The sequence below is a fragment of the Lentzea sp. NPDC020367 genome (assembly GCF_044387305.1).
Taxonomy (GTDB): Bacteria; Actinomycetota; Actinomycetes; order Mycobacteriales; family Pseudonocardiaceae; genus Lentzea.
The window spans coordinates 1-21539 of the sequence record NZ_JBIRVV010000001.1 but is presented as its reverse complement, the minus strand read 5'-3'; the positions used below and the strand labels follow the sequence as shown (position 1 = coordinate 21539).

At 68.4% G+C, this 21539-nt stretch carries 20 protein-coding genes; 4 read left to right on the top strand and 16 right to left on the bottom strand.

Annotation, left to right across the window (positions count from 1 at the left end):
• Positions 1-145: 145 nt before the first annotated feature.
• Entirely contained in the window at positions 146-538 is a 393-nt protein-coding gene (locus tag ACH413_RS00100) for a DUF6228 family protein (RefSeq protein ID WP_360029369.1), read from the top strand.
• Here ACH413_RS00100 and ACH413_RS00095 read toward each other — a convergent pair.
• From ACH413_RS00095 to ACH413_RS00035, 13 genes are all read right to left on the bottom strand, one after another.
• Positions 535-885: a GntR family transcriptional regulator gene (locus ACH413_RS00095; protein WP_396424834.1), complete on the bottom strand. Its 351-nt coding sequence runs from the start codon at positions 883-885 to the stop codon at positions 535-537. The two genes, ACH413_RS00100 and ACH413_RS00095, sit on opposite strands and share 4 nt — an antisense overlap.
• 74 nt (positions 886-959) lie before the next feature.
• Positions 960-1271 (bottom strand): hypothetical protein, encoded by a 312-nt coding sequence (locus tag ACH413_RS00090; protein WP_360029367.1) that lies wholly within the window; start codon positions 1269-1271, stop codon positions 960-962.
• A 15-nt stretch (positions 1272-1286) separates the two neighbouring features.
• Positions 1287-2597, bottom strand: a complete 1311-nt coding sequence (locus ACH413_RS00085) for a sulfite exporter TauE/SafE family protein (RefSeq protein ID WP_360029366.1) — start codon at positions 2595-2597, stop codon at positions 1287-1289.
• On the bottom strand, positions 2594-3622 hold the full coding sequence (locus ACH413_RS00080; RefSeq protein WP_360029365.1) for a tetratricopeptide repeat protein: 1029 nt from the start codon (positions 3620-3622) through the stop codon (positions 2594-2596). The genes ACH413_RS00085 and ACH413_RS00080 overlap by 4 nt, the downstream gene beginning before the upstream one ends.
• Before the next feature lie 15 nt (positions 3623-3637).
• Positions 3638-5050: a DUF4331 domain-containing protein gene (locus tag ACH413_RS00075; RefSeq protein ID WP_360029364.1), complete on the bottom strand. Its 1413-nt coding sequence runs from the start codon at positions 5048-5050 to the stop codon at positions 3638-3640.
• Positions 5051-5118: 68 nt separating this feature from the next.
• On the bottom strand, positions 5119-5487 hold the full coding sequence (locus ACH413_RS00070) for a hotdog domain-containing protein (protein WP_396424908.1): 369 nt from the start codon (positions 5485-5487) through the stop codon (positions 5119-5121).
• 26 nt (positions 5488-5513) lie between these two features.
• On the bottom strand, positions 5514-6266 hold the full coding sequence (locus tag ACH413_RS00065) for an OAM dimerization domain-containing protein (RefSeq protein ID WP_360029363.1): 753 nt from the start codon (positions 6264-6266) through the stop codon (positions 5514-5516).
• A complete protein-coding gene (locus ACH413_RS00060) occupies positions 6259-7830 on the bottom strand; it encodes a lysine 5,6-aminomutase subunit alpha (RefSeq protein ID WP_360029362.1) in 1572 nt (523 codons plus the stop codon). Before ACH413_RS00060 ends, ACH413_RS00065 begins: the two co-directional genes overlap by 8 nt.
• Positions 7831-7833: 3 nt before the next feature.
• On the bottom strand, positions 7834-9381 hold the full coding sequence (locus ACH413_RS00055) for an amidohydrolase (protein WP_360030351.1): 1548 nt from the start codon (positions 9379-9381) through the stop codon (positions 7834-7836).
• Positions 9374-10384 carry an L-erythro-3,5-diaminohexanoate dehydrogenase gene (locus tag ACH413_RS00050; RefSeq protein WP_360029361.1) on the bottom strand — a complete coding sequence of 337 codons (1011 nt, stop codon included), beginning with the start codon at positions 10382-10384 and terminating at the stop codon, positions 9374-9376. Before ACH413_RS00050 ends, ACH413_RS00055 begins: the two co-directional genes overlap by 8 nt.
• Positions 10385-10454: 70 nt before the next feature.
• On the bottom strand, positions 10455-14381 hold the full coding sequence (locus ACH413_RS00045; protein WP_360029360.1) for a P-loop NTPase fold protein: 3927 nt from the start codon (positions 14379-14381) through the stop codon (positions 10455-10457).
• Between the two features lie 30 nt (positions 14382-14411).
• On the bottom strand, positions 14412-15917 hold the full coding sequence (locus tag ACH413_RS00040) for an alpha-amylase family protein (protein ID WP_360029359.1): 1506 nt from the start codon (positions 15915-15917) through the stop codon (positions 14412-14414).
• Complete coding sequence (locus ACH413_RS00035; RefSeq protein ID WP_360029358.1) at positions 15914-16873, bottom strand: TIGR03885 family FMN-dependent LLM class oxidoreductase; 960 nt, start codon at positions 16871-16873, stop codon at positions 15914-15916. Before ACH413_RS00035 ends, ACH413_RS00040 begins: the two co-directional genes overlap by 4 nt.
• Before the next feature lie 101 nt (positions 16874-16974).
• Here ACH413_RS00035 and ACH413_RS00030 point away from each other — a divergent pair, with 101 nt between their 5' ends.
• Positions 16975-17370, top strand: a complete 396-nt coding sequence (locus ACH413_RS00030; RefSeq protein WP_360029357.1) for an SsgA family sporulation/cell division regulator — start codon at positions 16975-16977, stop codon at positions 17368-17370.
• A gap of 112 nt (positions 17371-17482) precedes the next feature.
• A complete protein-coding gene (locus ACH413_RS00025; protein WP_360029356.1) occupies positions 17483-17953 on the top strand; it encodes a hypothetical protein in 471 nt (156 codons plus the stop codon).
• On the opposite strand, the gene ACH413_RS00020 is transcribed toward ACH413_RS00025, so the two are convergent.
• The 3 genes from ACH413_RS00020 to ACH413_RS00010 are packed head-to-tail and all read right to left on the bottom strand — an operon-like array spanning position 17950 to position 20231.
• Positions 17950-19209 (bottom strand): tetratricopeptide repeat protein, encoded by a 1260-nt coding sequence (locus tag ACH413_RS00020; RefSeq protein ID WP_360029355.1) that lies wholly within the window; start codon positions 19207-19209, stop codon positions 17950-17952. The genes ACH413_RS00025 and ACH413_RS00020 overlap by 4 nt on opposite strands.
• Positions 19210-19770, bottom strand: a complete 561-nt coding sequence (locus ACH413_RS00015; protein WP_360029354.1) for a GNAT family N-acetyltransferase — start codon at positions 19768-19770, stop codon at positions 19210-19212. It abuts the gene before it with no gap.
• Positions 19767-20231: an FxsA family protein gene (locus ACH413_RS00010; protein ID WP_360029353.1), complete on the bottom strand. Its 465-nt coding sequence runs from the start codon at positions 20229-20231 to the stop codon at positions 19767-19769. The genes ACH413_RS00015 and ACH413_RS00010 overlap by 4 nt, the downstream gene beginning before the upstream one ends.
• Positions 20232-20361: 130 nt before the next feature.
• Between ACH413_RS00010 and ACH413_RS00005 the strand changes: the two genes are divergently transcribed.
• A partial coding sequence (locus ACH413_RS00005; RefSeq protein WP_360029352.1) for a lysine 2,3-aminomutase occupies positions 20362-21539 on the top strand: 1178 nt, incomplete at its 3' end.

Sequence of the window (21539 nt, the reverse complement as noted above, 5' to 3'; positions counted from 1 at the left end):
AACGGGTGACTACCAGGGCATATGGGGAACAGGGAATGACCACTCCGCGACGCCGACACCGACGTACGGTGGGCCCTGCCGAGATGGTGATCACCTGCTTGGAGCAGCCGGAACGAACGATGTTCGGCTGTGCCAGGGTGGCACCGTGGAGGTAACCATCACCTGCAAGGACTACAGCAACTCTCGAGTCCGTTTTTTCGACTGCGTGTACGAGGAAGACCTCTCCAGCGTCGCGGCCACCATCGAGTTGCGCAGCTCCCGCGTCGTGGTGCTGATCGAGTGCACGGACGTGCAACCCGAACTGCCCGACTTCCTGGAATCGCTCACCGCGGCCGGAGGGAGCCATTCGGTGTCGGCACTCCCGGAACTGGTCGTGTCGGCCGAGGTGAGCGATGACGGAGCGATCCGGCTGGAATGGGTTTTCCGGGAGACGGACGGGCATTGCGGGCCTTCGAGCGCGTCGGTCGACATCTGGCTGGACTCCCTCGACGACGTGAGGATCGCGGCAGCCCAGATCCGCGCGCTCCTGCCGGCCTAGCTCCCGAGAGCAGCGCCGACGATCTCCAGAGCCTCCTGCCGCGACAGCCCCAGCTCCGCGGACATCGCCGCGTAGTGGGCCGCCGCCGCCCGGACGCGCTCCCGGTTGCTGTCACCGTTCGCGCTGACCACGGTCCCGGCACGGCCCCGCGTCTCCACGAGGCCGGCCTCCTCCAGCTCACGGTAGGCGCGTGCCACCGTGTTCACGGCCAGGCCCAGGTCCTTCGCCAGGGCACGCACCGTTGGCAGCTTCGCGCCCACCGGCAGTTCTCGGTTCGAGATGGCGTGCGCGTAATGCACGCGCACCTGCTCGTAGGGAGGTGTCTCCCCCTGGTGGTCGATCTTCACTGCGCCCCATCCTCCCCGCATGTAGCTACTTCTGTATTGACCAACGGGAGAAAGGGGCGGAGGTTGCGGTCGATTCAGCGCAGATTGTTCTTCTCGGCTCCCATCTGCACGTAGAGCTTGCGCCAGCCCTGGTCGGCGCTGGTGGCGGCTTTGCCGTCGCAGTAGGGCTTTGCGCCGTTCGACGTGTAGTAACGCAGCAGGGATAACGAGACGACGGTGTCCCAATTACCTTCGTCGAAGTACTCCTCCCCCGGTGTCTGCTCCTGGTGCTTCATGCAGGAGATGTCGGACTGCCGTTCGTCGTCGAACTGCGCGGTGGGGGTTCCTTCGGTGCTGCACGCGGCCAGGCCCAGGGCCAGAGCGGCCAGCACGACGATCTTCTTCATGATCCTTCTCCTTGACTAACCGGCCAGCGCACGCGTGGCCAGACCGACTCCGACGAGCATCACCAGCGCCGCGGTGCCCAGCGGCGTGAAGTCCGCGAACCTGCGGAAGCGGGCCAGGCGCGGCCCGAAGCGGTCCCGCAACGAGACCAGCAGCAGCCCGGCGGCGGTGAGCATCGCCGCCATGCCCAGGCCGTAGGCGAGCACCAGCACCACGCCGAACCAGGTGCGGCCGAGCGCGATGGCGCCCAGCAGCACCACCAAGGCCGAGGGGGACGGCACCAATCCGCCCGCCACCCCCATTCCGACGAGCCCCGCCCGGCGGTGCCCATGACCATGGCCGTGTCCATGTCCGTGCCCATGACCATGTCCGTGGTCGGGCCGCTTCCGACCACGGGAACGCACCGCCGAGCGGAGCAGCACTCCTCCGATCACCGCGACCAGCAGACCGCTCGCCACGCCGAGCCAGCGCAACACCGACTCGCCCGCGATCGCGCTGGACGCACTGATCAGCAGCCCCAGCACCAGGACACCCGCCGTGTGGGTGATGGTGACGGTGGCGCCGACGAGGAGTGCGTCGCGGCGGGTTCCCCTCGAACCCGCCAGATAGGCGGCCATCACGGTCTTGCCGTGGCCGGGCAGCGCCGCGTGCGACGCGCCCAGCACCAGAGACAGCAGGACCGCACCGATACCGACCACCGGGGTGAGATCACCCACCAGTCCGACGGCCGCCTTCGTGGCTTCACCCAGAACCCCAGGTGGGGTGACAACCGTTCCCTCACCTGGTTGTGCGAGGAACCGCACCGCACGGACGTCCAGCGGCGACGAGAGCAGATCGTCCGGGTACGTGCGCAGTTCGTTGCTGATCGTCTCGGCCGGCGCGCCGGACACCGCGACGTCGACGCCGACGACGGTGATCTCGCGCCAGCCGGGCTTGTCCTTGAGGTAGGAGTCGCTGAACGTCACCTCGACCTCGCCGCGCGAAGGCAGCATCGCGGTGTACTCGCAGGTCAGGCGCATCGTGGGCAGGCCTGCCTCACCGGGCGGGCGCACGACGTCGGCGTCGCGCACCTCGAACCGCAGTTCCTGCTCGTCCGCCATGGCGTTCAACGACTTCGCCCGTTCCGTGCAGCGCTTGCGGGCGTCGACGAACTCCCTGTCCTGCAGGGTCGGGATCTCCGCACTGTCCACAACGGACCGCAGCTCGATCCGGTCCGCGAACACCCGCAGCCCGTCGTAGTGGTTCACGCTGAGATTGCTCACCGGATGGGCCTGCGCCACTCCGCCCATCAGCAGCATCCCGAACAGCACCAGCAGGAGGACTCTCATCTCAGGCTCCCCAGGATCGCCTCGCGGTGCCGCAGCACGTCGGGATCGCGCCAGCCCAGCGCGACCGCCTTGTCCGAGTACGGCAGCGCTTCCGCGGACCGCTTGTTGACTTGCAGAGCCCACGCCATGGCGTCCGCCGTGAAGACGCTCTGCCGCTTGGCCCACTCCTTCTCCGCGAACCGCAACGCCTCGGCGGGGTCGCCGTGATCGGCGGAGATCAACGCCGCCGTCAGGTCGTCACCGCCCAACGCGCGCAACTGCTGCAACGCGAGGTCGTACTGCGCCCGCGCCTCGGCGGACCTGCCCGCCCGATCCAGGGCCTCGCCGTACTTCACGAGGTGGTCCGGTGACGGCACCTTCGACGCGAGCTCGCGCGTGGTCTCGAGCGACTCGTCGGTCCGCCCGTCCAGCTTGTCCAGGTGCAGCCGGCAGAACGCGACCTCGTCCGGCGAGGAAGCCGACTCCAGCGCCCGTTCCAGCGCCCCGCGCGCCTCGTCGAGACGGCCGCGCAACTCGAAGTGGTAGGCCGCGCGGGTGAACGACGCGACGCCTGGCCGGAGGTCCAGCATGCGTTGCAACGCAACGGTTTCACCCTCGGTGTCACCGAGCTGGGTCAGAGCGTCGACCAGCACTCCCTGCGCGGCGGCGGAGTCCGGCAACGCCGACACGGCGCGCTGTCCCCAGTCACGGGCGGCAGTGAAGTCGTGCTGCGCGTTGGCGAGCGCACCCCGTCCGATGAACGCCTCGCCGTTGCCTTCCGGCTTGAGCCGCAACGACTCGGTCAGCGCCTTCTCGGCACGGGGGTAGTGCTGGGGGTCGAACGTGACGCGGGCGAGCTCCACGTGCGTGGCCCCGAGCTGGGCCCAGGCAGCGGCGTCCTGCGGAGTTCGGCGGAGCTTGGCCTGCAACGACTCGGCGTTGCGCTGCAAGGAAGAGGTCTGCGTGGCGGCGGGTGTCGCCGCCTGCGGGGGAGCGCAGGCGGCGACAGCGAAAAGGGCAGCCAGCAGCGGAAGTGTTTTCCACATGGGAGGCACCCTCGTTCAGCGGGAGTTGACCGCCTGGTTGCTGGGCAGTCCGACGTACGGGAACCGATCTCCGAAGCGAACGTCGTTGCCGTTCACCCGGTCACCCTTCGCGAGCGCCGGCACGAGCTTGCCGGTCTGCGCCGCGCCGACCACCGCCTGGATCTCGATGTCCACGACGTCGTCGGTGAGCCTGCGCCCGTTCGGGAACCCCTGCAGGTCCCCGCCGAGCACGCCCAGCCGGTTCGGATTGCGCGTCACCGGCGTGGACATGTTGAGCCGCAACATCTCCGACGGCTGGAACTTCTTCGGGTTCACGTCGGCGTTGTTCAGCTGCGAGTTGAGATCGGCCTTGATCGGGCCGCCCGCCTTCGTGGTGATCCCGGTCAGGAAGATCTCCACCAGGTCGGCACGAGGCGTCTTCGGCGCGGGGATGCCGTAGATCGCCTGGATCAGCCGGGCCAGCTCCGGGTCGTTCACCCGGTCCAGCAAGGCCTGAACCTTCGCGTCACCAACAGGTTCGAGCCCGTTGAACGCGTCCTTCAACGGTGCGGACGACACCACCTCGTTGACCAGCGGGTTGCCGAGCCTCGACACCTGCACGAAGTTGCCCTGCGGGGTCGCCTTGCCGGGGTCGAGCTTCAACGTGCGGCGCTCGGTGTCGCTCCACACGCCGATCACCGGGTTGCGCTTCGGGTCGCCCTTCAGCGCGAGCATCGTCTTGGGCACCTGGATGGCGATGGTGTTGACGTTGTAGCCCATCAGGGTGTCCTGGTTGACCTCCTTCAGGTTTCCGCCGTACAGCAGGTCGAACACCCTCAGGTCCAGGAAGAACGAGTCCTCGGACGGTCCGATGTAGACCTGGCCGCCACCGGGGATCTTCGCGGTGGCCTGGTCCCTGATCGCGCCGAAGTTCGGGAACGACGCGGGTCCGGTGTTCGACGGCGCCGCACGGCCGTCCTTCACGAGCTGGGTCGACTTCCCCTGCTCGATGAGCTCCAGGGAGTAGTTCTGGCGGAACAACAGGTTGTCGTCGTTGATCGACGTGACCGGCCCGTTGTTGTAGAGGAACGTGTTCGCCTTGCCCCGCCGGTCGTCCGTGCTGAAGGTGATCCGGAACGTCTTGTCCGGCACCGCGTCGCCGTCCGCGTCGACGTTGATGTCGTAGCGGGCGTCGGTGGCCCACGGGTAGAAGTTGGGGCCACCGTTGGGTTCCTGCAACCCGAACCAGTTCGCGATGAGCGTGACGGTGTCGGGTCTGTCGGGGCTCGTGAAGGCGTACACGTCTGTGTTGTCGACCGCCGGGTCGGCCGCGATCAGTGGTGCCTCGCGGTGACTGGAGGCCTGTGCCGCCGGTATCGCCGCCGCCACCGCGACCACGGCCGCGGCGATCGCACCCCGGCGTAATCGCTGTTTGTTGTTACTTGGCATTGTCCTGCTCCCTTCCCACGGCGGGGATTCGAAGCAGGACGCCATCCGGTTCGGACTAAATTTTGGAGTTATTCCGCGGCTTTCGGCGCGACGACCGTGCCGCGGGCCCGCGTTACGACGATCGGCTCAACCAGTACGTCGGCCGCCGAAGGTCCGCGTTCGGGCGCCGAACGGCACACCACCCGTGCCTCGAACTCGATCTCACGCGACCGCTTCCCGATGCGCACCAACGTCGCCGAGGCCTCGACGACGTCGCCGGCCTGGATCGGCGCCGCGAACTCGACGGAGCTGTACCCGGCGAACAGCCCCTCGTCGGAGTCCGTGTGGATGAGCAACTCGGTGGCGACGTCACCGAACATGCCGAGCCCGTAAGCGCCGTCGACCAGATTGCCGCCGTAGTGCGCGTGAGAGTGCGGGACGTACCGGCGGTGCGTCACCGAAAAACCCTCGACCAAAGCTCCGCTCACGCGGCGACCCCCTTCTTCTCCTGCATCGCGTGCACCAGATAGCTCGCGACCTCGCCCGGCGTGGTACCCCGGGAGAACACTCGATCAACCCCCAACTCGCCCGCCATCAACGGGTCGAACCGCGGCCCGCCGGCCACCAGCAGCGGTCGCCGGTCCCCCATCGCCTCGCGGAACGCCGCCGACATCTCCTGCGTGTTCAGGATGTGCGCGTCCCGCTGGGTCACGACCTGGGAGATCAGCACGGCGTCGGCCTTCTCGGTGCGGGCGGACCGCACCAGTTCGGGCACGGAGACCTGGGCGCCGAGGTTCACGACCTTCAGTTCCCGGTAGTACTCCAGGCCCTTCTCGCCCGCGAAGCCCTTGATGTTGAGGATCGCGTCGATGCCGACGGTGTGCGCGTCCGTGCCGATGCACCCGCCGACGACGACCAGCTTGCGCCGCAACACCTTCTTCAGCGCATTGTTGACTTCGGACGGGCTGAGCAACGGGTACTCGCGCTCGACGACCCTGACCTCGTCCAGGTCCACCAGGTGCTTCACCGAGCCGTAGACGACGAAGAACGTGAAGTCGTCGCCGATGGGGTTCGAGTGGACCACCATCGCGGGGTCCATGCCCATCTTGTTCGCGAGCTGCAGCGCCGCGCCGTCCGCCTTGGGGCCGAAGGGGATCGGCAGCGTGAACGACGTCTGGATCATGCCGTCGCCGGTGGTGTCACCGTACGGTCGCACGTACCTCTTCGCGTCAGACATCCTGCGCCTCCAGCATCTCCGAAGCCGGGTTGAAGTACTCGGCGGCCTTCTCGACCACGCCGTCCGCGCCCTTGCCCTTGTCCGCGGGGCGCTTCATCAGGCCGAACGTGCCGTCCGCGATGGCGTTGAGCAGGCCGTCGTCGACGATGCGTTCGAGGAGGTCCACGGCCTCTCCGAGCACCTGGTGCGCACGCTTGACGATCAGCCCGTCCGGGGACGGCCGGAAGTCCTCCGCGAGGCTGCCCGCCGCGTTCAGCACGTACCGGACGTTCTTCAAGGCCAGGTCGCGGTCCGACAGGAACGGCGTCACGACCGCTTCCGTCATCATGCCGACGAGCAGAATGGACTGTCCGGTCAGGACACCCGCGAGGTTGAAGAACCCGTCCAGCAGATAGCCGTCGAAGACGTCGCCGGTCATGTGCTTGGTCGGCGGCATCCACTTCAGCGGCGCGTCCGGAAAGAGTTCGCGGGCCAGCAACGCGTGCGCGAGCTCGAGCCGGAACGAGTCGGGCACCTTCGGGTTGATCTCGAACGCGTGGCCGAGGCCCAGCAGGTGGTCGGGCAGTCCCGCCTCGTGGGCGAAGTGCTCGTTGAGGAGCTGGGAGACCGTGACGGTGTGCGCGGCGTCAACGGCGTCCGCGGTGGTGAGGTAGTTGTCCTCGCCGGTGTTGATGATGATGCCGGCGCGCGCGTGCACCTGGCGGGAGAAGCGCTGGTCGACGAACGTGCGGATCGGGTTGATGTCGCGGAACAGGATGCCGTACATCGAGTCGTTCAGCATCATGTCCAGGCGCTGAAGTCCCGCCAGGACAGCGATCTCCGGCATGCACAGGCCGGACGCGTAGTTGGTCAGCCGCACGTACCGGCCGACCTCCTTCGACACGTCGTCGAGCGCCGCGCGCATGATCCGGAAGTTCTCCTGGGTGGCGTACGTGCCCGCGAACCCGTGGTGCGTGGCGCCTTCCGGGACGTAGTCGAGCAACGACTGCCCGGTCGAGCGGATCACCGCGATGATGTCGGCACCGGCGCGGGCCGCGTTCTGGGCCTGGATCACGTCCTCGTCGATGTCACCGGTCGCGACGATCAGGTAGATCCACGGGCGTTGCGCGGGATCGCCCCACTTGCTGATCAGCTTGTCGCGCTGGGCCCGGTTCCGGTCGACCGTCTTGAGGCCCTTCGACACCGCGGACGTGGACGCCTTGCGCGCCGCCGTCAGGTCCTTGCCGGTGGGGATCCTGAACTGGATCTGGCCCGCCGCCGTGGCCTCGGCGAGTTCGGTGAGAGAGCCGAGGTTGTGTTCTTTCAGCGCGTGGAACGCCGGAAGGACGACGCCGTGCTCCAGCCCGCACTGCTCGCGAACCGTGTCGATCACGCGGTTTACCCACGGGACGTCACCGGCGCGGTGCGTGGAGTCCGCGCCGGTGATGCCTGCCAGGCGAAGCGTGGCGCGCTCGACGGCGACCGTGGTGTGCGCCTTCGCGAGGGACACCACCGGTTCGGCCGCCCGCGCCGCGAGCTTGCGGGCGGTGGCGACCACCTTCGGGTCGAGGTCGAGCAACGCCATGAGTCACTTCCTCTCGTAGATCGTCCGGCCGTTGAGAACGGTCCGCACGCAGACGGGCGCGGGACCGGTGAGATCGGGCAGTCCGGGCACGCCCGAACGCGGGTCGGTCGACCAGCGCTGCACCCGTGCGTCCGAGCCAGCGACGACGAGGTCGCCGGTCTCCCACACCGCGTACGTCGCGGGCGCGCCGGGCTGGAGGGTGCCGGTCAGGCCGTCGTTCACGCCCGCCGCACGCCAGCCGCCGCGGGTGTGGGCGGTGAAGGCGGCACGCGGGGAGACTCCGTGGCCCTCGGTCCTGTGGTGGACGGCGGCTTTCACCGTGGCCCACGGGTCGATGGCGGTCACCGGGGTGTCCGAGCCGAACGCGAGCGCGACGCCGGCCGCCGCCAAACGTGAAAAGGGGTTCAGCCCCACTCCGCGCGCGTCGCCGAGCCGCTGGACGTACATCCCGGCCGGGCCGCCCCATTCGGCGTCGAACAGGGGCTGGACGGAGGCGATGACGCCCCACCCGGCCAGTTGCCGCGCCTGCTCGTCCGACACCATCTCGACGTGTTCGAGGCGGTGGCGGGCGGAGGCGAGTTCCGGGGTGCCGAGCGTCTTCTCCGCGATCGCGAAACCCTCGATCACGGCGGCCATGCCCGCGTCGCCGATGACGTGGAACCCCGCCTGCACCCCCAGCTCGGTGCACTTGATCAGGTGGTCGGCGATCTGCCGAGCGTCCAGGTAGAGCGCTCCGGACGTGGCGGCGTCGGCGTAGGGCTCGGTCAACGCGGCGGTGCGGGAGCCGATCGCGCCGTCGACGAAGTGGTCGCCGGCGAGTCCGCGCACGGGAACGTCCGGAAGCTCGTGGGCACCCCAGTAGGCCACCACCTCGGGGCCTTCGGTGTGGGCGAGGAGTTCGCGCAGGTCGTCCTCGCCGGAGATGTCCGGGCCGGCGCACTCGTGCACGGACGCGATGCCTTTCGACGCCGCGTGACGCAGGAACGTCAGTTGGGCGGCCTCGCGCTGTTCGGGCGTGATGGCGGCTTTCGCCGTGCCGCGCACAAGGTGGTGTGCGGCGCGCGAGAGAGGGCCGTCCACATCGAACCCATCGGCGGTGCGAGCCTCGTCGGTGATCAAGTCCGAGGAGACCAGGGCCGAGTGCACGTCGATGCGCGACAGGTACACCGTCTTGCCCTGGGCGGCCTCGTCGATCTCGGCGCGCGTCGGCGGGCGGTTCTCCGGCCAGCGCGTCTCGTCCCACCCGTGACCCCACACGAGGGGGCCCTCGGCGGCGCGCACCTTCTCCAGCAGTTCGTCCACAGAGGACGTCTTCGTCAGGTCGAGGCCGGTCAGCAGCAGGCCGGCGGACGTGGCGTGCACGTGCGCGTCGACGAACGCGGGCGCGACGAAGGCGCCGTCGAGCTCGATGACCTCGGCGTCCGGGTGCAGCGCGCGCCCGACCGAGTCCTGTCCGATCCACACGACGACACCGTCCGTGACGGCCATCGCCGTAGCATCCGGTGCGTAGATGCGGCCGCCGACCAAAAGTTGCGTACTCACGTCACGCAGTCTGCCGTTGCTCGAACAGGGCCCGCACACCCGCCCGCGTCCGGACCAGGTCCAACGCGAACTGGGCGTGACCAGGCACATATCCGTTGCCGACGATCATCTCCACGTCCGCTGCCAGACCCTCGGCGCCGAGGGCGGCCGCGCTGAACGAGGTGGCCATCGAGAAGAAGATCACCGTGCCGCCGTCCGCGGTCGCGAGGATGGCGCCGTGCTCGCACCCCGGCACGTCCACACACACGACCGTGACGTCGACCTGCTTGCCCACGGCCTCGGCCACGGCCACCGGATTGCGTGCGTCCGCGATCACGACCTCGTCCGCGAGACCCGACTCACGAACCTGCGCGGCCTCACGCTCAGTCGGCACCAACGCGACGAGGCGCGACGCACCAGCCTGACGCGCGGCCGCGAGAGAGAGCGACCCGGACTTGCCGCCACCGCCGAGCACCAGCACCGACCCACCAGGGTGCTTGCGCACCACACGGTCAGTCAGCGCCGGTGCACCACACACGTCGAGCACGGACAACGCCAGTTCGTTCGGCATGTCTTCGGGCAGCACGGCCGCGATGGACCGCCCGAACAGCACCGCGGTCCCCCGGCACGGCACCTGCTCGTCCTCGCCGTCCCAGTCCTGCAGGCCGTCGTTGATCCGCAGCGGCGTCAGCGTCAGGCTGACCAGCGTCGCGATCCGGTCGCCCGCCTTGAGCCCGAGCGGCGACTCCGGCCCCACCTCGAGCACCGTGCCGAGCAGCATGCCGCCCGACCCGGTGACGGGGTTCTGCATCTTGCCGCGCTCGCCGACGATGTCGAGCACGGCCTGCCGGACCGCCGCGCCGCTGCCGTGCTGCTCCCTGAGCTGCCGGAACGACGCCGCGTCCAGGTTGAGCCGCTCGACCGCGACGATCACCTCGTCGGGGGCGGGCACGGGCTCCGCGTCGAGCCGCCACGCCTGCTGCGGCAGGACACCGGCAGGCTCCAGGACGCGGTGCAGTCCGTACGCGCTCACGCGAAAATCCTTCGGTCGACGACGCTGTCTCGAAGATATCTTCGCGTGAGGCGTAAAGATTACGCAAGCATCACTCGACGAGACGGGTGACAACTCCCCGGCCGTCATCGGTCGTGAAGCGGTCGCCCACCTCCAGCACCATTGGAACGTCCAGCGAGAACCCCACCTGAGCGACACCGTCAGGAGCGCTCCTCTGCCCGACGTCCACGACCTTGGCGTGGACGCTCATGCCACGCAGGTAGAACCGAGTCTCCCCCGAAGAAGGCGCCGTCAGCATGAACGCCTCGACGCCCTGAACCGCCTTCGCCGTTCCGGGTGCCGACGCGACCATCCCGGCCAAGACCTTGTTCGAGTCGAGGGCGGGCAGCAGCAACCGCACCTGGTCACCCGCCCACGCGATGGGAATCGGCTCCTGACCGAGCTTGATCGCCGAGATCCTGGCCTCCATCGGCTCGGTGCGGAAGCCGCCGAGCTCGATCACGTCGTCGACGCTGACCCGTCCGCGCGCCAGCCGGCCCCTGACCTCGGGCGCCCCGCCGGTGAGCACGTTGACGGCGTCCACCGGCATGACGAACGACCGGTCCGTCAGTGATGGCACGCCACTTACCAGCGCATGCTGCCGCACGGACACGTCGTCGGAATCTTTGAGCCCGACCACCGCCGAGTGCTCGAAGGCCAGTTCCTCCACCAACTCCTCCAGGTCGGTGAGCACGGAGTCGTTGGGTGCGCCGAGCAGCACCGTCACCACGGCGCGCACACCGATCTGCGCGGCCAGCATCAGCTCCGCGTCGGCCTCATCCGTGACCCCCTCGCTCGCGGCGACGACCAGCAGGACGCAGTCGGGCCGGAGCTCACCCGAGATGAGGTAGTTCCGGCGGAAAACGTGTCCGTCGCACTCCACGTGGGCGAACTGCCGATAGTTCGCGGTGTACCGATGAACCACGCCCATAGGGCCTATCTCGGGGTTGTCCGCATCCGTCAGCAGGCTCCCGCCGAGCGAGACGACCACGATCTCCGGCTTGCGATGTTCTATCGCGTCCAGCAAGGACATGGCCGCGAGGTGATCCGGATGCACCCGAAGTGCCTCGGTGACCAACCCGCGTGAGTAATCGGTGTCCCCATCTACCAGACACCGCCTGCCGATGTCCGCGAGGAGATCAGCACCCAGCCGGGTGTTCGCTTTCTCGCGGACCGCAACCTCCACCACGCCGCGCGCCTGCAGCGCGAAATCAGCGAGAGGGAGGCCGTCGTCCACCGTCGGCTGCAGAGCCCGGAACGCCGCGAGGGTCCTGTCGATGAGCGAAGGGCCGATGGTGTCGTGGATCTGCTCGCGAACCAGCCGCCGCACGAACGGGTGCATGGCTATCCGCCCGTAGCGCACCGATACCAGCGCCAGCTTGCTCAGTCCGGCCACCGCGTTGTCAAAGGCCGCCGACTCGGCTGCCACGGCCTCTCGCACCATCTGCCGGTCCACACCGATGTCAGGCCCGCCCAGCACCAGCACCTTCAGGATGTCCATGGTGATCTCGTCGAACTCGCCGACCCGCCCTGCGACGTCGTCGAGAGCAGGATGCAGGGGCGTGCCGCGCTCCCCCAGCAAAGCCCGGTACTCGGCTACGGACGCACCGGTCTCGCGCATGTAGCTCGCAGCGAGCGACAACGCGAGCGGAAGGCCGCCCAACTCGTTCGCGAGGTCTCCGAGAAGCGCGGGATCGCCTGGCCCCAGCAAGGCGACGGCTTCGTCTCGGGACATCTCCTCCACCTCGACGACCCGGCCGTAGTCGGCCCAGGCGAGATCGCGGGAGGTGATCAGCACGTCGCCACCACCACGGCCAGGAAAGAAGCCGACCAGCGTGTCGGGATTGTCCGCACCGTCGAACACGAGCAGCCAGCGACCACGCGCGGACAGTTGGGACATGACCTGTTCCTTGGGGACCTGCAGCGCAGCGGCCAGTGCCGCGAGATCCTCGGCCGCGGCATCCGCGCGGATGAACCAGGTGACCTCGTAGGTACTCGCATGAGCTTCGGCGTAGGCCCTCGCGAGGGTGGTCTTCCCGGCACCTCCGATGCCGACCAGGACGCAGATCCGCGGCCGTCCGGCGGGCGCGGCGGCGAAGCAGTCCTCGATCTTCTTCAACAGAGCGGGCCGTGACACCTCGGCGACCCTGGCGACCGGCACGTTGGCGATCACCGAACCACTGCCGGGAAACGCGCCTTCGCCTTTCTCCTCCGTCAGCGCGGCACCGAGCCAGCCCGCGAGCCTGGCGCGGGCCGTTCCTCGGTCGAGGTCGACCATGCTCGTCACGTGACGATCGGCGATCGAGGCGGGAACCTCGGTCTGTTCCACCATCACCGGTAGGAAGTCCAGGTTCGCCGCGATGGCCGCCGCCCACGACCGCTGGGTCTGCTCCCCGCTGACCGCGGCGGGCGACAGCAGCGCGATCATCCGGCTGTACCCGTCGAACTGGGTCGCGTCCGGGTCGGCCACAGTCACTCGGACGCCGAAACCGGTCAGCTGGGAGGCCACCCACTCGCCCCACCTCGCGTCCTCCGGCGCATAGCTCAGCAGCACACCAGCCGGTGTGCGCGCCACGACAGGTCGAGGCGAATCCACAGTGGACACCGACTTCACGAACGTCACGTAGCGTTCCATGTCGACGCCCGCGAACGTGTCCAGTTCGGAGATCTTCAGCGACAACAACGCTTTGAGCGTCGGATACAACTCGGAGAACCGCTTGACCTGCTCCACCAGCAGGAGGTCGGCATCAGGGACGTTCAGCACCGCGGGTGTGCGGTAGACCTCCTCGAGGCGGGCCAGCAGTGCGTGGTCGTCGACCACGGCCCGGTACACCTGCCGATACTGCGCCTGGATCACCACCAGCTTGGCGAGCACCGGTGGCACGACGCCGTCGGCGAACTCCTTGAGCAGGCTGAACGCCTGCACGCTGCGCTTGATGCGACGCGGGTTGTACGGAGCGCTGCCTCGCAGGATGGGCACGCAGTCGTGCACGTCGGAGTCGTCGGACAGCGAGCGGATGAACTCCTCCACCCTCGTCTCGGCGGCGGGCGGCAGCGAGTAGGGCAGCTGGACGACCTTCTCGAAATAGGTCTCGCCCAGCTCACGTCCGCCCGTGTGGAGGTCCTTGTACTTCACGGCGATGGCCTGCTCGATGATCTCCCGGTCGACGGCGAGCAGGAAGACGCAGCCGGGCTCGTCGAGCACCAGTTTGACGGTCTCCACGATCTGCAGCGTCTGCTCCGGCAGGCACCGGTCCAGGTCGTCGATGATCACCACCAGCGGCTTCGACCCGTACACGACGTCGAGCACGGCGCGGAACTCACGGTTGAAGTCGTCCAGCAGCGCGGCCTGCTCGCGGTGGGCCTGCCTGCGGCGGAACTTCGTGAGGTCTGCGCCGAGCTTGATGTCGAAGAGCTTCAGCAAGGCGTCCGGTTTGGATCCCAGCCCCGCGAACAGCCCTACCAGGACGCGACCGACCGGTGAGCTGAGGACCGGGAGCCCTGCCAGTTCGTTCGCCACCGGGTTCGACGGTACCGGCACCAGGCTGACCGCCATCAGGATGAGCACCGCCAGCAGGCCCACTCGGAACAGCAGCACGAACGTCTTCCGGCAGAGCTCCCACGCACCAGCACGGAAGTCGATCGACCTCCACCACACCCGCAGGCGGGCCCACGGGCGGCGGTACCACGGCACCGACAGCTTCGCCTCGGTGATGATCCGTTCGATCAGGGCTGCCCAGAGGTTCTCCTCGCGGACGTACTTCCACGCGTTGAACCAGATCGGCCGGACGCCCCGCGCCGTCAGCGCCTCGTCGATCATCATCAGGAAGCTGGTCTTGCCGCTGCCCCACTCCCCGTAGACACCGATGGTCCACGGCGTGCCGGCCCGGTTCGTCGTGGCGATCCTGGCCGCGAACGGCCCCACGAACTTGTCGAAGCCGAGCTTGTCCTTGCCGGTCGGCTGGTCGGGCACTGGCATGCCCATTAGTCGCCGACCGGCCCGGATTCGCTACGTGACCAAACGGAACCAACGGCAGTCGTACGGTGCCAGATCGACCTTGGCACCGATCTTCGCGGGCTTCACGGACCGGCCGGTGAACAGGTCCGTGAGCACCCCTTCGGCCGGAACCCGCACGGTGACCTCCTGGTCCGTGAAGTTGTGCACGGCGATCACCGAGCCGCCGTCGCAGTCCGCGCGGTGGGCGAACACGGTCGGATCGCCGACGTCGAGCACCTGCACCTCGCCCCACGCCAGCTCGGGGCACTCCCGGTAGCGCTCGATCAGCAGCCGCATCCAGGTCAGCAACGAGTCGGGGTCGTGGCGCTGCTCCCCCGCAGCCTCCCAGTCCATCGGCACGCGCACCGCCAGCCTGCCCTCCAGCGACAGGTCCTCCTCCAGCCCGAGTTCCTCGCCGTAGAACAGCACCGGCGTGCCCGGCAGCGTGAAGAGCAGGCTGTAGACCATGCGGATGCGGCGCTGGTCGCCGTCGAGCATGCCGGGCAGTCGCCGGCGCAGTCCGCGGCCGTAGAGCTGCATGTCAGGGTCGGGGCCGAAGGCGTCGAAGACCTCCTGGCGCTCGTCCAGCGGCAGCTTGTCGAGGGTCAGCTCGTCGTGGTTGCGCACGAACGTCGCCCAGTGGCCGTCGCGCGGCGGGGCCGGCCGTTCCTGCAGGGCCTTGGCCATCGGACCGGTCGACTTGCGTGCCAGTGCCAGGTACATCGCCTGCATGCCGACGAAGTCGAAGCACATGGTCAGCTCGTCGCCGACGCCCTGGCCGTAGAAGGCCATCGTGTCCTTGTACGGCAGGTTGACCTCGCCCAGCAGGACGGCCTCGCCGTTGCGGCGGTTGAGGAACGCGCGCAGGTCGGTCAGGTAGTCGTGCGGGTCGGGCAGCGACAGGGCGTCGATCGGGTCGTTGTGCTCCAGCAGGAACGGGACGGCGTCCACGCGGAAGCCGCTCAGGCCCAGTTCCATCCAGAAACCCATGATGCGGGCGATCTCGTCGCGCACCTCGGGGTTGGAGACGTTGAGGTCGGGCTGGTGCTTGTAGAAGCGGTGCAGGTAGTACTTGCCGACCTCCTCCGAGTACTCCCAGAGGCTGTTCTCCTTGTCGGGGAACGTGATGCCCTGCGGGCCGTCGGCCTGGGGCTCGTCCGCCCAGACGTACCAGTCGCGTTTCGACGGGTCGTGGAACCACGGGTGCTCGTCGGACGTGTGGTTCACGACGAGGTCAGCGATCACGCGCATGCCGCGGTCTCGTGCGGCGCGCACGAACTCCACGAAGTCACCCAGCGAACCCAGCCGTGGGTCGACGCCGTAGAAGTCGGTGATGTCGTAGCCGTCGTCGCGTTCGGGGGTCGGATAGAACGGCATCAGCCACACACACGTGACACCCAAGGCGTGGAGGTGGTCGATGCGTTCGGTGGCGCCGCGGAAGCCGTCGCCGGAGAACGTCTCCACGTCCAGGCAGTACAGAACGGCGTTCTTCCACCAGACGTCGGACGTGCGGATCACGCGGTCACCTCCGGTAACACGTGCTCGCCGAACGCGTCGACGAACGGGATCAGGTCCTGGCCGACGTGGTGCAGGTAGATCTCCTCGAAGCCGAGGTCCACGTACGTCCGCAGCTGTTCGGCGTGCCACTTCAGGTCCGCGGACACGTTCACGACCTCGGCGACCTGCTCCGGCGTGACGTGTTCGGCGACCACGTCGAAGTGCTCGGTCAGTTCGAGGTCCCAGCACACCGGCGGGCGGAACACGTTGCTGCGCCACTGCTCGTGCGCGATCGCGAGAGCCGTGTCGTCGTCATCGGCCCAGCTCAGGTGCACCTGGAGGTGGAGCTTGCCCTTGCCGCCGGCGTCCCGGTACGCGTCCGCGACCTCGCGCAAACGGTCTGGCGGCGCGTTGACGGTGATCAGTCCGTCCGCCCACTCGGCGCACCAGCGGGCCGTCTGCGGGCTCACGGCGGCGCCGATCAGCAGCGGCACCTCGTCGGGCAACGTCCACAGCTTGGCGCGGTCGACCGTCACGAGGCCGTCGTGGCTGACCTCCTCGCCCTTCAGCAGCGCCCGGATCACGTCGACGCACTCGCGCAGCCGGGCCGTGCGGACGTCCTTGCGGGGCCAGCCGTCGCCGGTGATGTGCTCGTTGCTGGCCTCGCCGGTGCCGAGCGCGGCCCAGAACCGGCCTGGGTTCATCGCGGCGAGGGTGCCGATCGCCTGGGCGGTGATCGCCGGGTGGTAGCGCTGTCCGGGGGCCGTGACCACGCCGAACGGGAGTTCGGTGGCCTGCAGTGCCGCGCCGAGCCACGACCAGGCGTACCCGGACTGGCCCTGGCGCGCGCTCCACGGCGAGAAGTGGTCTGAGCACATGGCCGCGCCGAACCCCGCTTCCTCGGCCCTGCGCACGGCGGTGAGGAGGTCAGAGGGATGTATCTGCTCGTGGGACGCGTGTATGCCGAAGACCGTCATGGGTCTGAGGTACCCAGCAAAGAAGTTCTGGAAAGCTTTGAACCGATCCTGAACGGGGTCCGTGTTGAGTGCAGCACCCTCACCGCGGAGGAGGAACGGCGATGTTCAACGAGACCCGGGTCGGCACGGCGACCGTCGTTGAGTTCGTTCGGCCGGACGGCTCGGTCGAGCCGATGAACGTCGACCTCCAATACCGCTCAGACGATCCGCACGCCGTGACCATGCGTTTTCACGCGCGGGACCAGGAGTCGGTCTGGCTCGTGGGACGTGAACTGCTCGCGGACGGGATCCTGTCGCCCGCCGGGCTCGGGGACGTGCGGCTGCGGCCGGGCGACGGGGACGTGCTCTTCCTGGAGCTGTTCACCGAGGACTCGCACGCGGTGTTCCAGCTGTCGGCGACCGAGTTGCAGCGGTTCCTGGACTCCACCTACGCGGCGGTGCCGGCCGGTCGTGAGGTCCTCGACTTCGAACTGCTGATGAAGGACCTGCTCGGCTGACGTTCCGGCGCGTTCCGCGACGTTCCGGAACAGCCGTTTCCCCTCACCTGCTCGGGCAGGGTTCCGCCCGGTTCCGGAAGTCGCCGGGACCGCGGAACGTAAGGGGAGATGGATGCGGACCACCCTCCGCCGGGGGTTCCCGGCACTCGTGGCGCTGTTCGGGGCGCTCGCGCTGGTTCTCGGCCTGTCCGGCACGGCGTCGGCGGCCTCGGCCGAGTTCTACGCGCCCAGCATTCCGTGGAGCACGTCCACGAGCCCGAGCCAGCCGTGGACGAACTCGACGAACATCTGCTTCGGCGGCGGTCACTGCGGCGGTTCGGGCAGCAACGTCATCGTCCGGACGCCCTCGGCGTACATCAGCTCGGTGCACGTCAACGTGCATGACAACGTCAGCAACAAGCACCAGGGCACGGTCTTCGTGTTCGTCGACGACGTGCTCGTGGGCTCCGCCGACGTCCTCGCCGCCGGCAGCGTTCACGCGTTCCCGGTCAACCGGGCCGGCTCGACGATCAAGGTGACCGCGGCGCCGCACCCGTCGGCGTGGTCCGACGAGGTCGTCCTGCTGGGCATGCTGGTCCTCTAGGACGTTTCGTGGCCGTCCCGCGCCTCCTGGAGGAACGGGGCGGCCTCGGTCGTTCTGCCCTGGTCGAGGTACAGGGTGCCGAGTTGCAGCAAGGTCCTTTGAAGCGCGGATCTCTCTTCGATCGACCGGTGCAGGGCCAGGGCCTTGTAGGTGATCGCGAGTGCCTCGTCGTGGCGGCCCAGTCCCGCGTAGCTGATGCCCAGGCTCGTCATCACGGCGCCGCGGCCCGCGTGGTCCTCGACCTCCGCGTACTGGTCCCGCGCCCGTTCCAGCAGCTCAAGGGCCTTGTCGAAACGTTGCGCGTGGTTGTGGGCCGCTGCGAGTTGGGTGAGGGCCTGGAGCTGAACCGCGTGGTCGCCCTCCCGTTCCGCTGCGGTCAGGAGGGCTTCGAACACCTCCACGCAGTCGTGCTCGACGTGGGCGTCGTGCGGCCACATCGTTCGGAAGGCGCTTAGTAGGTCGTCGGGGGCTTTGGTGAGGTTCTTAAACAGGTGCAGCACGTCCTCCAACGGCAAGACGTCGAGCACGAACCGTTGCGCGCCGTACTTCACGACCAGATCGTTCATGGCGTCTCGGCTCGTCACGACGACCGCGGACCGGCCCGTACCTGGTAGCAGTGGCAGGACCTGAGCGGCGTCACGGGCGTTGTCGAGCACGACCAGCACTCGCCGCCGCGCCAAAGTGGTGCGCAGCAACGAGACCTGTTCGTCCGGCTCGTCGGGCGGGGTCGCGTCCAGGCCTCGCAGGAGTGCCGCGACCGGCCGTTCCGCGTCCTGAAGTTCGAGGTAGAGCACGCCGTCGGGGAAACGGTCGGCCACCCGGTGCGCCCAGCGGACGGCGAGCACGGTCTTGCCGATGCCGGCCGGTCCTGACACCACGACGATCGGTCCGTCGATCGCCGCCAGCACGTCCTCCCGGCCGACGAAGCCGTGCACGTCCGGCGGGAGTTGCATGGGTGCCGTGGTCCTGGGCCTGCGCCGGGCCTCCTCGACGCGGTCGCGGGCGGTGGCGAGCGCGGCCTGTTCGTTCGCGGTCGCACCCAGGATCCCGATCAGCACGTCGAACCGGTCCGTCGGCGGGAGGGTGACGCCGCTGAGGTACTCGGACACCCTGCCGACCGCGTAGCCCGACTTCGCCGCGATCTCGCGGACCGTGAGTTCCTTGTCGTTCTGCGACCTCGCGTGTCGTCGGCGCAGCGCACGCAGCAGCACCGCGAGTTGCTCGGTCGTCGTCACGTCCTCGACGCCGTCCATCATCTAGAGACGCAGCCCCAGCACGAGCTTGTCCGCGGAGTCGACGACCCGGAAACCGATGTGCTCCCAGAAGCCGATCGCGTGTGTGTTGTGGTGCCGCACGTGCACATGGACGCCCTTCTCCAGACGTTCGAGCACGCTGCGAACGAGCGTGCCACCGAACCCCTTGCCCTTCGCGCGGGGCAGCAGGTTCGCGTGCATGTGCGCGGGATAGTCCCGGATCATCATCAGGTCGGCGCGGGCCGGCTGGTGGATCTGCTCGACGATCCGGTTCGCGTTCGGTCTCAACGGATAGCGAACGCGCAGGTCAGGCCACCAGTCACGGTCGCAGCGGTCCTCGAAGGCCTCCGTGTCGGACGCCGCGAGCGCATAGCCGCAGACCCCTTCGTCGTCCTCCGCCACGAACACCAGGTCGGGCTCGAACGCCACGTACGGACCGACGTAGGCGTGGCCCATCAGCCGCGGATCGTCGAACAGGTGGCGCGCGCCCAGGCCGCCGTTGCCGGTGTCGAGGCAGATGTCGTACAGCGCGTCCAGGTCAGAAGGCCGGTACGCGCGGATCACGTGAGCTCGCGCCGTTCGGTGATGACGACGGGGTCGGCGTCGACGGTGATCACTTCGCCCTCGACGACCTGGCCGGCGCCGAAGCGGCGTTCGTGCTCGAACTTGAGCGCCGCCGCCTCCGCCTTGCGGGCGATCCGCCTGCTCACGAGCTTGCGCGTGGGCGGGAAGAGCAGGAACAACGCGGCCACGTCGCTGATGAAGCCCGGCACCATGATCAACGCACCGGCGGCCGCGATCAGCACGCCGTCCGCCATCTCCTGGTGCGGCTGCTGGCGCTGGAACACCGACTCGCGGAACGCGGCCATCGTCTGCGCGCCCTGACGGCGCACCAGCGACAGTCCGACGAGGGTGCCGAGCAGGAGCAGGGCGATCATCCACAGCCCGCCGATGGCGTTGCCGACGGCGACCATGACCGCGATCTCGGCGAACATCCCGAGCAGCAGCAGCGCGAAAAGGGGCATGTCTGGTCAACGTACGACAGCCGTCAAATGCTCCCGACCAGCGTTCCACCAGGGCTTGAGCTGAAATATTTACGGCACGCTAGCGGTATGACAGGATATCTTTACGCGACCTCGACGCTGAGGAGTACGGATGACTGCGCTGCACGACGCCACCACGGCGCTGGAGCGGCTGGACCGCCAGCCGTACACGTACGTCCGCCGAGAGCTGGTCGAACCCGACTGGCGACGCTTCCCCGGCTGGTCGCACGTGACCGAGGCGCAATGGCGCGACGCCCAGTGGCAGCGGGTGAACTGCGTCAAGAACGTGAAGCAGCTCCGCAAGGTCGCGGGCGACCTGCTCACCGACAAGTTCTACGACGACCTCGCCGCCGACATGGGCGCGTTCGCGACGATGTCGATGCTGATCCCGCCGCAGATGTTCAACACGATGGCGGTCGACGCCGAACTTTCTCCGGACGCCTTCACCGAGGCGTTCCTGAACGACCCGGTCCGCCGCTACATGCTGCCGGTCGCCTCCGACCGAGACCCCCACTGGCCGTCACACCCGCACTCCCAGCGCGACTCGCTGCACGAGGCGGAGATGTGGGTCGTGGAGGGCCTCACCCACCGCTACCCCACCAAGGTCCTGGCCGAGATGGTCTCGACCTGCCCGCAGTACTGCGGCCACTGCACCCGCATGGACCTGGTCGGCAACTCCACGCCGTTGATCGACAAGCACAAGCTCACCTTGAAGCCGGTGGACCGCCAGGACCAGATGATCGAGTACCTGAAGAAGACCCCGGGCGTCCGCGACGTCGTGGTCTCCGGCGGCGACGTGGCGAACGTGCCGTGGCCGCAACTCGAGTCGTTCCTCATGCGCCTGCTGGACATCGAGACCGTCCGCGACGTCCGCCTGGCCACCAAGGCGCTGGCAGGTTTGCCGCAGCACTGGCTGCAGCCGCGCGTGGTCGAGGGCCTGGAACGCGTCGCCCGCACGGCCTCGCGTCGTGGCGTCAACCTCGCGATCCACACGCACGTGAACCACGCACAGTCCGTGACGCCTCTCGTCGCCGAGGCCGCGCGCACGGCGCTTGAGGTCGGCGTGCGGGATGTGCGCAACCAGGGCGTGTTGATGAAGGGCGTCAACGCCACGTCGGACGACCTGCTGGACCTTTGCTTTGCGCTGCAAGGGGAAGCGAACATCCTGCCGTACTACTTCTACATGTGCGACATAATCCCCAACGCAGAACATTGGAGGGTGTCCGTCTGGGAAGCCCAGGAACTTCAGCACGCGATCATGGGCTACCTGCCCGGCTACGCGACGCCGCG